General features: G+C 73.7%; 10 protein-coding genes and 1 pseudogene. 7 read left to right on the top strand and 4 right to left on the bottom strand.

Annotated elements, in window-relative coordinates; translation table 11 throughout:
* The first annotated feature begins 25 nt into the window (after nt 1-25).
* From ACLF5H_RS29490 to ACLF5H_RS29465, 6 genes are all read left to right on the top strand, one after another.
* Nucleotides 26-703: a FadR/GntR family transcriptional regulator gene (locus ACLF5H_RS29490; RefSeq protein WP_421679155.1), complete on the top strand. Its 678-nt coding sequence runs from the start codon at nt 26-28 to the stop codon at nt 701-703.
* A 212-nt stretch (nt 704-915) separates the two neighbouring features.
* Entirely contained in the window at nt 916-1914 is a 999-nt protein-coding gene (locus ACLF5H_RS29485) for an asparaginase (RefSeq protein WP_421679032.1), read from the top strand.
* Nucleotides 1915-1969: 55 nt separating this feature from the next.
* Nucleotides 1970-3376, top strand: a complete 1407-nt coding sequence (gene aspA / locus ACLF5H_RS29480; RefSeq protein WP_421679031.1) for an aspartate ammonia-lyase — start codon at nt 1970-1972, stop codon at nt 3374-3376.
* Nucleotides 3377-3439: 63 nt separating this feature from the next.
* Nucleotides 3440-4378 (top strand): glutaminase, encoded by a 939-nt coding sequence (locus ACLF5H_RS29475; RefSeq protein ID WP_421679030.1) that lies wholly within the window; start codon nt 3440-3442, stop codon nt 4376-4378.
* Between the two features lie 666 nt (nt 4379-5044).
* Nucleotides 5045-6451: a polyprenol phosphomannose-dependent alpha 1,6 mannosyltransferase MptB gene (gene mptB, locus ACLF5H_RS29470; protein ID WP_421679029.1), complete on the top strand. Its 1407-nt coding sequence runs from the start codon at nt 5045-5047 to the stop codon at nt 6449-6451.
* A complete protein-coding gene (locus ACLF5H_RS29465) occupies nt 6448-7770 on the top strand; it encodes a glycosyltransferase family 87 protein (protein ID WP_421679028.1) in 1323 nt (440 codons plus the stop codon). Before mptB ends, ACLF5H_RS29465 begins: the two co-directional genes overlap by 4 nt.
* A 131-nt stretch (nt 7771-7901) precedes the next feature.
* Here the strand turns inward: ACLF5H_RS29465 and ACLF5H_RS29460 are convergent.
* The 3 genes and pseudogenes from ACLF5H_RS29460 to ACLF5H_RS29450 all read right to left on the bottom strand — a co-directional run.
* Nucleotides 7902-8477: pseudogene (locus tag ACLF5H_RS29460) on the bottom strand (D-alanyl-D-alanine carboxypeptidase family protein); the annotation flags it as partial.
* Nucleotides 8478-8770: 293 nt separating this feature from the next.
* Nucleotides 8771-9919, bottom strand: a complete 1149-nt coding sequence (gene rho, locus ACLF5H_RS29455) for a transcription termination factor Rho (protein WP_421679027.1) — start codon at nt 9917-9919, stop codon at nt 8771-8773.
* A gap of 369 nt (nt 9920-10288) precedes the next feature.
* A complete protein-coding gene (locus ACLF5H_RS29450) occupies nt 10289-10684 on the bottom strand; it encodes a nuclear transport factor 2 family protein (RefSeq protein ID WP_421679026.1) in 396 nt (131 codons plus the stop codon).
* A gap of 74 nt (nt 10685-10758) precedes the next feature.
* Here ACLF5H_RS29450 and ACLF5H_RS29445 point away from each other — a divergent pair, with 74 nt between their 5' ends.
* Nucleotides 10759-11502, top strand: coding sequence for a class I SAM-dependent methyltransferase (locus tag ACLF5H_RS29445; protein WP_421679154.1), 744 nt, complete (start codon nt 10759-10761; stop codon nt 11500-11502).
* A gap of 14 nt (nt 11503-11516) precedes the next feature.
* Here the strand turns inward: ACLF5H_RS29445 and ACLF5H_RS29440 are convergent, their stop codons facing one another.
* Nucleotides 11517-12716: a serine hydrolase domain-containing protein gene (locus ACLF5H_RS29440; protein WP_421679025.1), complete on the bottom strand. Its 1200-nt coding sequence runs from the start codon at nt 12714-12716 to the stop codon at nt 11517-11519.
* Nucleotides 12717-12745: the final 29 nt, after the last annotated feature.

Genomic DNA, 12745 nt, shown 5'->3' with positions numbered 1-12745 from the left:
TATGGGTCCGCGGCGCGTGAGCGCAATGGAAGCGGTCCTCGGCCACCTCCGCGGCGCCATCGAACGCGGCGACTACGCCATCGGCGACAAACTGCCCTCCGAGGCCGAGCTGGGCCGCACCCTGGAGGTCTCCCGGCCCGTGCTGCGCGAGGCGCTGCGCGCGCTCCAGGCGATGGGCCTCACCGTCTCCCGGACCGGCAAGGGCACCTTCGTCGTCGCCAACGCCGTGGAGGACCCCACCTTCGGCGACTACGCGGCCAGCGACCTGCTGGAGGTCCGCCGGCACATCGAGATCCCGGTCGCCGGGTACGCGGCCCTGCGCCGCACCCCCGACCACCTGGACCGGCTGGCCCAGCTGCTGGACCGCATGGAGCGGGAGACGGACACCATCGCCTGGGTCGCGATGGACACCCTCTTCCACCTCACCGTCGCCGAGGCCGCCCAGAACCCGGTCTTCCGCCGGGTCATCGAGGAGATCCGCGACGCCCTGGCGCGCCAGTCGGCCTTCCTCAACGAGCTCGGCGGCCGCCGCGAGCAGTCCAACCGCGAGCACCGCGCCATCGTCGAGGCGCTCGCCGACGGCTCCGAGCACGACGCGCTCGCGGCCATGAGCCACCACCTGGACCGCGTCGAACGCACCCTCACCGACATCGTGCGCCCCAGACGGCCCGACCCGGCCGCGAGCGGCGCGCCCGAGGCATGAGCGTCGCCCGCCCCTGACCCCCGGGCACCCCGACGCCGGCACCGGAGACACCACCGTGCCCCTCCGCCGCCGGCCGCCGGGACACCGGGCACGGCCGTACGACGCCCGTGCCCGCCCCCCCCCGTGCGATCCGCACCCCGCGCACCCGACCGGCGCGCCGCCGCGTGACCCGCGAACCGGCCGCCCCGACCTCTTGATACAGGCAGAAAGAAATGGACATCAGCTTCCCCGCCGACGCGCCCGTCGTCCGCGCCCCCGGCCACGCCCCCGTCGCCCATCTCGTCCGCGGCGGTGTCATCGAGGGCATCCACTACGGCTCCGTCGTCGTCCTCGGCGCCGACGGCACCGTCGAGCACCAGGTCGGCGACATCGAGGCCGCCTTCTACCCGCGTTCGGCCGTCAAACCCCTCCAGGCCGTCGCCATGGTGCGGGCCGGGCTGCCGCTGGACGGCGAACTGCTGTCCCTGGCCGCCGCGAGCCACTCCGGCGAGGAGCGCCACCTCGCCGGTACCCGGCGCATCCTCGAACTGGCCGGACTCGCCGAGGACGATCTGCGCAACGTCCCCGACCTGCCCTTCGACCCCGCCGTTCGCGACACCTGGGTGCGCGCCGGGCGGACGCCCTCCCGGCTCGCCCAGAACTGCTCCGGCAAGCACGCGGCGATGCTGTGGACCGCGCGCCTCAACGACTGGTCCCTGCCGGACTACCTGGACCCCGCGCACCCCTTGCAGCAGGCGATCCGGGAGACCGTCGAGGACCTCACCGGACAGCGGGTCGCGCACACCAGCGTGGACGGCTGCGGCGCGCCCCTGTTCGCCGTCTCCCTGCACGGGCTCGCCCGCGCGCTGTCCCGGATCACCTCGGCGGCGCCCGGCACGGCGGAGGCCGGGGTCGCCGACGCGATGCGCGGCCACGCGGAGATGGCGTCCGGCGCGAGCCGTGATGTCGCCGCGCTGATGCGGGCCGTGCCGGGGCTGCTCGCCAAGGACGGTTTCGAGGGCGTCCAGGTCGCCGCGCTGCCGGACGGGCGGGCGGTGGCCGTGAAGATAGCGGACGGCGCGGACCGCGCGCGGATACCGGTCGCGGCCCGGGCACTGGAGCGGGCCGGGGTGGACCCGGCCCTGCTGACCGGCTTCGCGGGGCAGGCGCTGCTCGGCGGCGGGGTCCCGGTGGGCGCCGTACACGTGGTGGACGAGCCCGGTCCCGCCTGAGATCACCCCTCGCCGACGTTTCCCCTCCCGAAGCCAAGAAAGCGGATCACCCCTCATGACCACCACCCGGCGCGAACACGACCTCCTCGGCGATCGGGACGTGCCCGCCGACGCCTACTGGGGCATCCACACCCTGCGGGCGACCGAGAACTTCCCCATCACCGGCATGCCGATCTCGGCGTACCCGCATCTGATCGACGCCCTGGCCGCCGTGAAGGAGGCCGCCGCGCTCGCCAACGAGGAACTCGGCCTGCTGGCACCGGAGAAGGCCCGCGCGATCGTCGCCGCCTGCCAGGAGATCCGGCGGGGCGAGCTGCACGAGCAGTTCGTCGTGGACGTCATCCAGGGCGGGGCCGGCACTTCCACCAACATGAACGCCAACGAGGTCGTCGCGAACCGGGCGTTGGAGCTGCTCGGCCGGGCCAAGGGCGAGTACATGTATGTACACCCGAACGAGGACGTCAACCTGAGCCAGTCGACCAATGACGTCTACCCGACCGCCGTCAAGATAGCGACGGTCTTCGCGGTCCGTGGACTGCTCAAGGCGATGGCTGTACTCCAGGACTCCTTCGCGGGGAAGTCCGTGCAGTTCCGTGATGTGCTCAAGATGGGCCGTACACAGTTGCAGGACGCGGTACCGATGACGCTCGGTCAGGAGTTCTCCGCGTTCGCCGTGATGATCGAGGAGGACCGCAGCCGCCTCGCCGAGGCCGTCGAGCTGATCCATGAGATCAACCTGGGCGCCACGGCGATCGGTACGGGAATCAATGCTCCGTCCGGGTACGCCGAGGCCGCCCGCCGGCATCTGTCCGCGATCACCGGGCTGCCCCTGGTCACCGCCGCCAACCTGGTCGAGGCCACCCAGGACTGCGGGGCCTTCGTGCAGATGTCCGGGGTGCTCAAGCGGATCGCGGTCAAGCTCTCCAAGAGCTGCAACGACCTGCGGCTGCTGTCCTCCGGTCCGCGCGCCGGACTCGGGGAGATCAACCTGCCGCCGGTGCAGGCCGGTTCGTCGATCATGCCGGGCAAGGTCAACCCGGTCATCCCCGAGGTGGTCAACCAGGTCGCCTTCGAGGTCATCGGCAACGACGTCGCCATCACCATGGCCGCCGAGGCCGGGCAGCTCCAGCTCAACGCCTTCGAGCCGATCATCCTGCACTCCCTGTCGGAGTCGATCACCCACCTGGAGCGGGCCTGTCTGACGCTGGCCGAGCGCTGTGTCGACGGCATCACCGCCAACACCGAGCGGCTGCGCGCGAGCGTGGAGGACTCCATCGGACTGGTCACCGCGCTCAACCCGCACATCGGCTACACGGCGGCCACCGAGATCGCCAAGGAGGCGCTCGCCACCGGGCGCGGGGTCGCCGAACTGGTCCTGGAGAAGGGCCTGCTGCCCGCCGGGACGCTGGCCGCCCTGCTGCGCCCCGAGATCATCGCGGGCAGCGGGGCACCGGCCGCCTGACCTGCGGTTACGAATGATTCCAGGGCGGGGGCGAGTGGGCTGCGGGAACGGTTCGGAGGCACAATGGTGATCATGACAACGACGTCGACCCACGCCTTCCTGCCGGTCCTGGAGCGCATAGCCGAGGAACTGGAGCACACACCGGGCCGCGGCCGCGCCGCCGACTACATACCGGCGCTGGCCGCGTGCGACCCCCGCACGTTCGGCATGGCCGTCGCCGAGCTGGACGGCACGGTGTACGGAGTGGGGGAGTGGCAGCAGCCGTTCTCCTCGCAGTCCATCACCAAGGTGTTCACCCTCGCCCTCGACCTGGCCCGCGAGGGCGACGAACTGTGGGAGCACGTCGGCCGCGAGCCCTCCGGCAACCCGTTCAACTCCCTGGTCCAGCTGGAGTACGAGAACGGCATCCCGCGCAACCCGTTCATCAACGCGGGCGCGCTCGTCGTCACCGACCGCCTCCAGACCCGTACCGGGGACGCGGCCGGTGAACTGCTCGACTTCCTGCGCGCCGAGAGCGGAAACCCCGCGCTGGACTTCGACCAGGAGGTCGCCGCCTCCGAGACCACGTACGGCGACCGCAACGCCGCGCTCGCCCATTTCATGGCGTCCTACGGCAACATCGACAACGAGGTGCCGGTCCTGCTCGACCAGTACTTCCGCCAGTGCTCCATCGCCGCCTCCTGCGCCGACCTCGCCCTCGCCACCGGCTTCCTCGCCCGGCACGGCATCCGCGCCGACGGCACCCGGCTGCTCAGCCGCAGCCAGGCCAAGCAGGTCAACGCGGTGATGCTGACCTGCGGCACGTACGACGCCGCGGGCGACTTCGCCTACCGGGTCGGCCTGCCCGGCAAGAGCGGCGTCGGCGGCGGCATCATCGCCGTCGTACCGGGCCGCTGCACCCTGTGCGTCTGGAGCCCCGGCCTGGACGAACGCGGCAACTCCGTGGCCGGCGTCGCGGCCCTGGACCGCTTCACCACCCTGACCGGCCTGTCCGTCTTCTGATCACACGAGCCCCGGAAACCACGAACGCCGGTGGCGACATTCGCCGGACCATCGCCGCCGGAGCCACCGGATACCGGCCCGGAATCCGCCGGGCATCGGTTCCCGGAACCCACCGAACACCGGTGGCGGAATCGGCCGGGGCATCGGGGGCGGAGGCCGTGGGGCACTGGCCCTGGAACCTCCCCCGGCATCAGCGGCGGAAGCCATCGGGCACGGGCCCGGGAGCCCGCTGGGCACCGGCCGCGGAGGCCGTTGGGGGCTTGTCCTGGATTCTGTCGGGCACCGGCCTCGGGCATTGCCGGGCTCTGGCCCTGGACGTCGGCCTGGGAGCTCGCTGGGCACCGGCCGCGGGGAGCCACCGGGTGCCGGCCCCGGCATCTGCCGGGCACCGATCTCGGACCCCGCCGGGTACTGGCCCGGGAGTCCCCCCGGCATCGGTCGCGGAAGGCGTCGGGGTCCAGCCCCGGAACCTCCCGGCTGCCAGCCCCGAAACTCACCGCGCACCGCCCCCCGCACCACTCCGGTACCCACCCGCCCCCGGCCCGCCTCACGCCGCCCCCGCCGCACCCCGTCCCACCACGCCCCGGCCACACCTCGGCCCCCGTCCGGATGGGCCCGCGTCGTCTCGTGGACATCCGGTGTTGCCACGCTGAGCCGGTGTTGGCCATGGCGTTTCCCTTCGATCTGCGTCGGTGTCGGCTGCTCGGGCTGGCCGGGACCGCGTTTCTCGCGCTCGGTGGGGAGACCGCCGGTGCGCTGCCCGTGGCGGAGCTGCCGGCGCCCGCCTCGGCGCAGGAGGCCATCGGGCTGGTCGCGGTGTACTTCGGTGTCGTGCTGCTGACAGCCGCCTGGGTGTTCCTCGGCCGCCTGGTGCGCGGGCCGCGGCCGCCCGCGCCGCGCGCCCTGCTGCTCGTACTGGCCGTCTGGGCCGCCCCGTTGGTGCTCGCGCCGCCGCTGTTCAGCCGGGACGTCTACAGCTATCTCGCGCAGGGCGCCATGGCCGACGCGCACATGGACGTCTACACCCAGGGCCCTGCGGCCCTCGGCGGTCCGCTCGCCGACCAGGTGTCCCCCATGTGGCAGCACACCGGAGCGCCGTACGGCCCCGCCTTCCTCGGCCTCGCCTCCGCGCTGTCCGGCCTCACCCGGGGCGAACTGCCCGCGGGTCTGATCGGCATGCGCCTGCTCGCGCTCCTCGGGGTGGCCCTGATGGCGTTCGCGCTGCCCCGACTCGCCCGGCACAGCGGTGCCGATCCGGCCGCCGCGCTCTGGCTCGGCGCCCTCAACCCGCTGGTGCTGCTGCACCTGGTCGCGGGCGCCCACAACGACGCGCTGATGCTCGGACTGCTCGGGCTCGGCCTGGTCGCCGCCCGGGGACGCAGGCCCGTCCTGGGCGCCGTACTCGTCACCCTCGCCGCCCTGGTCAAGGCGCCCGCCGCGCTCGGTCTGCTCGCCGTGGTCGCGTTCCAGGCCCGCGCCGGGCGCCGCCCGCTGCCCGCCGCCCTGACCACCGCGGCCGTCGCCGCCGTGACCACGGTCGCCGCCACCATGACGGCCGGTACCGGCTACGGCTGGATCGGCGCCCTCGGCACCCCCGTCTCCCCGCAGAACTGGGCGCTGACCAGCCTGCTCGGCCGGGCCACCGGCCACCTGCTCGACCGGCTCGGCAGCGGCCTGGCCCCGCTGGCCGTCCCCGGCTGGCATCTGCTCGGCCTCCTCGCCACCGCCGTCGCCATCCTCCTCATATGGCTGCGGCTGCGCCTCAAACCGGTGTACGCGCTCGGCCTGAGCCTGCTCGTCGTCGCCGTGTTCGGCCCGGCGATCCGCCCCTGGTACGTGCTGTGGGGCCTGTTCCTGATCGCCGCCGCCGCGCCCAGCGCCTCGGTACGGCACCGGGTCGCCGCCCTCGCCGGGGTGCTCGCCCTCGCCGTCCTGCCCAGCGGCGGCCCCGCCGACGCGGGGCAGCTGGTGCTCGCGGGCTGCGGCGGACTGCTCGGCGTGGTCGTCCTGTGGCAGGCCCACCAGGCGGCCCAGGCACCCGCCGTGTCCCCGGCCCCGGGGCGCGCCGCATGACGGGCCCGCGCACCGAGCGGGGCAGGCTGCTGCTGGTCCTCGCCCTCGCCGCCGCCGTGACCGCGTTCACCGCGACCGTGCCGCTGCTGCGCGGCTTCTTCGACCTGCGCGTCTACTACGGCACCGTGCACACCTGGGTGCACCACGGCGGCCTGATCTACGACTACCGGGTGCCGGGCACGCAGTACGGCTTCACCTATCCGCCGTTCGCCGCGGTCCTGATGCTGCCCCTGGCCCTGCTGGGCCGCACCCCCGCGATCGCCGCCTCCCTGGTGGTGAACGCGATCGCCCTCGGCGTGGTCCTGCGCGTCCTGGCCGGTGACCGCTGGCGGCGGCACGGCTGGTACCGCTGGTCACTGGCCCTGTGCGCGCTCGCGCTGTTCGAACCCCTGCGGGACACCTTCAGCTTCGGCCAGGTCAATGTCGTACTCCTGGCCCTCGTCCTCACCGACGCCCTGCTGCTGTCGAGCGGCCGGGGCCGCTGGGCGGGCGCCGGGATCGGGCTGGCGGCGGCCGTCAAGCTGACACCGGCCCTGTTCATCGGGCTGCTGCTGCTCGCCGGGCGCCGCCGGGCCGCCGCGCAGGCGACCGCCGTGGCCGCCGCCGTGACCGCGCTCGCCGCCCTGGTGGACCCGGCCGCCTCCCGGTTCTACTGGACCCGGGCGCTGTGGGACACCAGCCGGGTGGGCCGCCTGGACTACGTCTCCAACCAGTCGCTCCAGGGCGTGCTGGCCCGGCTCGGCGAGACCGGCCGCCCGCTGTGGGCGCTCGCGGTGCTGGGCACCCTGTGCGTCTGGGCGTGGCGGACCCGCCGGGCGGCGCGGGCCGGTGACTGGACCGCGGCCTTCGCCCTCACCGGGGCGGCGGCCTGCCTGGTCAGCCCGATCACCTGGGTGCATCACCTGGTGTGGCTGCTGCCCTCCTTCGCGGTCCTGCTGCGCGCCGGACACCGGCGCCTCGCGGGCGCGCTGTACGCGGTGCTGTGCACCAGCGTCGTCTGGCTGTGGTTCGACGACGCCTCGGGCCTCGACGGCTTCCTCGGCGGCAACCTCTACACCTGGATCACCCTGGGGCTGCTGCTCGGCCTGCCGATCGGTCAGCCGCGCGCCGCCCCGCCCTTGCTCTTGGCCCTGCCCCTGGCCCGCAGCGCCAGTGCCATCGCGGCCGCACCCAGCCCGGCGAGTGCCGCCCCGACGGCGGTGCCGGACCAGTCGTCGTCGTCCGGCGCCCCGGACGTGGCCGCCGCCACCGGCGCGGCCGACGCGGTCGGGCGGGGCTTGGGACGCAGCCCGTCCAGCGAGCCCACCGGATCCACCTGACCGTCCGCAGCGAAGCCCCAGTCGAGCAGTTGGCGCGCCTCCTCGTACACCTCGAACCCGTCGCCCGCCTGCGGGTTCATCACGGTCACCTCCAGGGTGCGCCCGCCGCGCCGGGCGGCGGCCACCAGGGTGTTGCCCGCGTTGGTGGTGTAGCCGTTCTTGACGCCGATCAGGCCCGGGTAGGGCGCCACGCCGTCGGCGCCGGTGAGCAGCCGGTTGGTGTTCTCGATGGCGAACGGCGCCCCGTCGCCGGGGAACTCGGACTGCGCGGTGGAGCAGTACGCGGCGAAGTCGGGGTTGCGCAGGCCCTCGCGGCCGAACACGGCGAGGTCGTAGGCGGAGGACACCTGACCGGGGGTGTCGTAACCGTCCGGGGACAGCACATGGGTGTCCAGGGCGCCCAGGGCACGGGCGTTGGTCTGCATCCGCTTGGCGGTGGTCTCCCAGCCGCCGTTGAGGGAGGCGAGCACATGCACCGCGTCGTTGCCGGAACTGAGGAAGACCCCCCGCCACAGATCCGCCACCCGGTAGCTGTGGCCCTCCTCCACCCCGACCAGGCTGCTGCCCTCGGCGACGTCGGCCAACTCCTGGTAGCGCACGGTGTGCTGCATCCCGCTGGGCAGCTTCGGCAGCACGGTGAGGGCGAACAAGGTCTTCAGGGTGCTGGCCGGCGGCAGTGGCCGGTGCGCCTCGCTCGCGGCCAGCACCTGCCCGCTGCCCGCGTCGGCCACCAGCCAGGACAGCGCGGAGACGTCCGGCAGGTCGGGGGCGCTCCGGCGCGGGCGTACCTGTGTGCCCGAGCGGTAGAGCAGGGCCGGGGCCGGGGTGGCCGAGCAGGCCCGCCACACACAGGGAACAGGCGGGGACGACCGCCCGATATCTGAATCTGGTGATCATATGATCAACGTACGAAGGGGAGTGGTGTGCGCGCGTCGGCCGCGCCGTCCGGCCCAACGGAGCAACCCGGATGCCAGCGGAGCAACCCGGTTGCCGTACCCGGTCAGCTCGCGGGCAGCGTCGGCAGGACCTGCCGCAGGAAGGCCGCGTTGCCCGGGGTGCGCCGCATCCGCTCCAGCAGGGTCTCCAGGCCCGCAGGAGAGCCCTCGCGCGAGCGCAGCGCGCGGCGCAGCCCGTGGACGGCGCCCAACTCGGCCGGGGTGAGCAGCAGTTCCTCGCGCCGGGTGCCGGATCCTTCGAGGTCCACGGCGGGGAAGACGCGCCGCCCGGCCAGTTCCCGGTCGAGGCGCAGCTCCATGTTGCCCGTGCTCTTCAGCTCCTCGAAGAAGTAGCCGTCGGCGCGGGAGCCCGTGTCCACCAGGGCGGTGGCCAGGATGGTGAGCGAGCCGCCCTCCTCGGCCTCGCGGGCGGCGCCGAAGAACCGCTTGGGGCCGATCAGCGCGCTCGCGTCGACACCGCCGCTGAGGGTACGGCCGCCCGCGCCGGAGGCGTTGTTGTGCGCCCGGCACAGCCGGGTCAGCGAGTCCAGCAGCACGACGACGTCCTCGCCCGCCTCGACCAGCCGCTTGGCCCGTTCGACGACGAGTTCGGCCAGGGCGATGTGCTCCTTGGCGGTGCGGTCGAAGGTGGAGGCGTACACCTCGCCGTGCAGCGCCCGGCGCATCTCGGTGACCTCCTCGGGGCGCTCGTCCAGCAGCAGCACCATCAGCCGGCACTCCGGGTGGTTCCCGGCGACGGCCGCGGCCAGCTGCCGCAGCAGCACCGTCTTGCCGCTCTTCGGCGGGGCCACGAGCAGTCCGCGCTGGCCCTTGCCGATCGGCGTGAACAGATCGGCGACCCGGCCCGAGAGCCCGGCGTCCGGGTGTTCCAGGCGCAGGCGCCGGCGCGGGTGCAGCGGGGTGAGGTCGCGGAAGTTCCGGCGGGCGGCGAGGTCGCCGGGCGCGCGGCCCTCGACCCGGGCGACCTCGGTCAGCGCGCGCTGCGCGCCCCGGGCGCCCTCGACCAGGTCGCCCTTGCGCAGCCCGTACCTGCGGATCAGCGCGGCAGGTACCTGCGGGTCGGCGGGGGTGGGGAGGAGGTCGGCGGCCCGCAGATGCCCCTTCCCGTGCGTGTCGATGTCGAGAACACCGGTGACGAGCCGGGCCGCCGGGGCCCGCAGCTCGACCGGAGGGTGTTCGAGTGTGGTGGTCATGGAGGGGTGTCCTTTCGCGGACGAAAAGTGGAGAGAAGCGCGTGGGAAGGGGGAACGGCCGCGAGCGGGAGGCGGATACGACCTGCCTCCGGGCGGCGGGAACCACACCCCGGACACGACGGCGAAAGCCCTGGTCACGAGGTGGTGCGAAGAGGAAGCCCGGGGCCGCGCGAACGGATCGGCCGAGGGGCTGGAGAGAAGACGGCGACATCGGTGCCGGTACGAGGGACACGCACATGCGCTGTTCGCACTATACCGGTGCGCTCGGTGACGTCAACAGATCGGTGCGCGGGGGTATTCCCGGGGACGGATCCGCAAGGCCCGGCGAAACGGCGGGGGCGGCCCCGGTGCGGGCCGCCCCCCGCGGAATCAGGAACGCGCCTGCGCCTCCTCGGCGATCTGTTCGAACCGTGCCCCCATCGCCTCGGCGAGGGCATGCGCGCCCGACAGCGGGCGGACCATGACCATGAGGTCGTCGATCAGCCCCTCCTCGTTCACGTGCAGGAAGTCGCAGCCGGTCAGCTCGCGCCCGCCCACCCGGGCGGTGAAGACCAGCGCGTGGTCGGGGGAGCCGGGCGCGCCGAACTCGCGGACGTAGCGGAAGTCCTCGAAGACCTGGGAGACCGCGCGCAGGATCGCGGCGGTGATGGCCTTGCCTGTATACGGTTTGAAGACGACGGGACTGGTGAAGACGACGTCCTCGGCGAGCAGCGCCGCCACGGCGTCCAGGTCCCCGGCCTCGACTGCCGAACGGAACGCGTGCATGGGATCACCCCTGTAGGTTGGGTCGGTGCGGATGAAACTGATCAATGGGTACGAGAGTTGACGGGCTGACGGACATGTTCGGACCCGAAGGCCCCTCGCTGCGCGAACTCGCCGTCCAGGCGCTGTCCTCCGTCGAGCACGGATACGACCTGCTCGCGCCGAAGTTCGACCACACGCCCTTTCGCACCCCCGGCCGGGTGCTCGACGCCGTGGCGCGGGCGCTCGCCCCACTGGGACCGTTCGACGACGGCCTCGACCTGTGCTGCGGCACCGGCGCCGGTGTCCGGGTGCTGGCCGCGCTGTGCCGTCGTAGCGCCGTGGGCGTCGACTTCAGCGCCGGGATGCTGGACGTCGCCCGGCGCCGGGTCCGCCCCGAGGAGGGAACCGCGATCGGCTGGGTGCGCGGCGACGCGCGGGCGCTGCCGTTCACCGCCGCCTTCGATCTCGTCGTCAGCTTCGGGGCGTTCGGTCACTTCCTGCCCCGCGAGCTGCCCGGCCTGTTCGCCCAGGTCCACTCGGCGCTGCGGCCCGGCGGCAGCTTCGCCTTCCCGCTGGGCGCCCCCACCCCGGTGAACCATCGCGCGTACTGGACACTGCTCGGCTTCGACGCGGTGATGCGGGTGCGCAACGCCCTGTGGCGGCCGCCGTTCGTCATGTACTACCGGACGTTCCGACTGGGCACGGTGCTCGCGGAGTTGGAACGCGCCGGGTTCACGACCGAGCTGCGCGCCCTGCCCGAGTTCGGGCGGCGCGACGACGGGAGCCCCCGGGCCCGGCTGGTGGTGGCCGCCAAGCCCGGTCCGGCACAGGGGCGTTGAGCCGGATCCGCTGATCACAGGGCGCCGTACAGGGCGTCGACCAGGGCCATCTTCCGGGGGTCGTCCATGATGCGCGGGCCCATCCGGTTCATGACGTAACCCAGCGACACCCCCGCCTCCGGATCGGCGAGCCCGCACGAACCGCCGAACCCGTCATGGCCGAACGCCCGCGGATTGGGCCCGTACGCGCCCCGCTCCCCGCTGAGCCACAGGCCGAGCCCCGCTTCGCTCTCGCCGCCCAGGCCCGCCCCGAGGACCAGGTCGACACAGCGGCCCTGCCCCTCGCGCACCCGCTCCGCGGCCTCGGGCGAGAGGATCCGCCGCCCGCCGAAGGAGCCGCGCCCGGCGAAGACGCCGTACAGCGCCGCGACCGCCCGCGCGGTGCCGTGCCCATTGGCCGCCGGGATCTCCGCCGCCCGCCACCCGGGTGTGTTCGCGTGGGCCGCGCCGATCGCCGGGTTGGCCATCGTCGCGAGCGTCAGCCGGTTCAAGTGGCGCAAGGAGGGCGAGTGCTCGTCGTCCGGGGTGGCCGGGGCGTGCGCCAGCTCGGCGGCCCGCCCGTACTCCCCGACCGGCAGGCCCACGCCGAAGTCGATGCCGAGCGGCCGGGTCACCTCCCGCTCCAGGAAGGCCCCCGGCTTCAGGCCGGTGATCCGCCGTACGACCTCGCCGACCAGGAAGCCGTACGTCACCGCGTGGTACCCGGACCGGGTGCCCGGCTCCCACCAGGGCTCGGTGGCCGCGAGCCGCGCGGTGGTCAACTCCCAGTCGTACAGGTCCTGGAGGCTGTGCGGCTCGCGCAGTCCGCACAGCCCGGCGCGGTGCGACAGCAGATGCCGTACCAGCACCTTCTCCTTGCCGGCCGCCGCGAACCCGGGCCAGTACCGGGCCACCGGCGCGTCCAGGTCGAGCAATCCCCGGTCGGCCAGCAGATGCGCGCACAGCGCCACCGGGCCCTTGGTGGTCGACCACACGTTCACCAGCGTGTCCCGCTCCCAGGCCCGGGTGCGGGCCGCGTCCGCCCAGCCGCCCCACAGGTCCACCACGGTCCGCCCGCCGAGGGTGACCGCCACCGCCGCGCCGAGTTCGCGCCGGGTGTGGAAGTTCTCCTCGAACGCCTCGCGCACAGCCGTGAACCGGGGATCGCAGAAGCCGTGGACCCCGGCCGCCCGCGGAGCCGGCGGGGTCTGCTGAGCGTCGTGCGTGGCTGACATGGGCCCTCCGTGGTCGCGGGAACGCCCGG

Source organism: Streptomyces sp. LaBMicrA B280, assembly GCF_049222185.1.
Classification (GTDB): domain Bacteria; phylum Actinomycetota; class Actinomycetes; order Streptomycetales; family Streptomycetaceae; genus Streptomyces; species Streptomyces murinus.
The sequence above is the reverse complement of the archived record's forward strand: the minus strand, read 5'-3'. Positions and strand labels throughout refer to the sequence as shown.

Excerpts from the sequence above, each read along its gene's own strand:
- ACLF5H_RS29490 (WP_421679155.1), top strand. The coding sequence starts at position 26 with ATGGAAGCGGTCCTCGGCCACCTCCGCGGCGCCATCGAACGCGGCGAC.
- ACLF5H_RS29485 (WP_421679032.1), top strand. The coding sequence starts at position 916 with ATGGACATCAGCTTCCCCGCCGACGCGCCCGTCGTCCGCGCCCCCGGC.
- aspA (WP_421679031.1), top strand. The coding sequence starts at position 1,970 with ATGACCACCACCCGGCGCGAACACGACCTCCTCGGCGATCGGGACGTG.
- ACLF5H_RS29475 (WP_421679030.1), top strand. The coding sequence starts at position 3,440 with ATGGTGATCATGACAACGACGTCGACCCACGCCTTCCTGCCGGTCCTG.
- mptB (WP_421679029.1), top strand. The coding sequence starts at position 5,045 with ATGGCGTTTCCCTTCGATCTGCGTCGGTGTCGGCTGCTCGGGCTGGCC.
- ACLF5H_RS29465 (WP_421679028.1), top strand. The coding sequence starts at position 6,448 with ATGACGGGCCCGCGCACCGAGCGGGGCAGGCTGCTGCTGGTCCTCGCC.
- rho (WP_421679027.1), bottom strand. The coding sequence starts at position 9,919 with ATGACCACCACACTCGAACACCCTCCGGTCGAGCTGCGGGCCCCGGCG.
- ACLF5H_RS29450 (WP_421679026.1), bottom strand. The coding sequence starts at position 10,684 with ATGCACGCGTTCCGTTCGGCAGTCGAGGCCGGGGACCTGGACGCCGTG.
- ACLF5H_RS29445 (WP_421679154.1), top strand. The coding sequence starts at position 10,759 with ATGTTCGGACCCGAAGGCCCCTCGCTGCGCGAACTCGCCGTCCAGGCG.
- ACLF5H_RS29440 (WP_421679025.1), bottom strand. The coding sequence starts at position 12,716 with ATGTCAGCCACGCACGACGCTCAGCAGACCCCGCCGGCTCCGCGGGCG.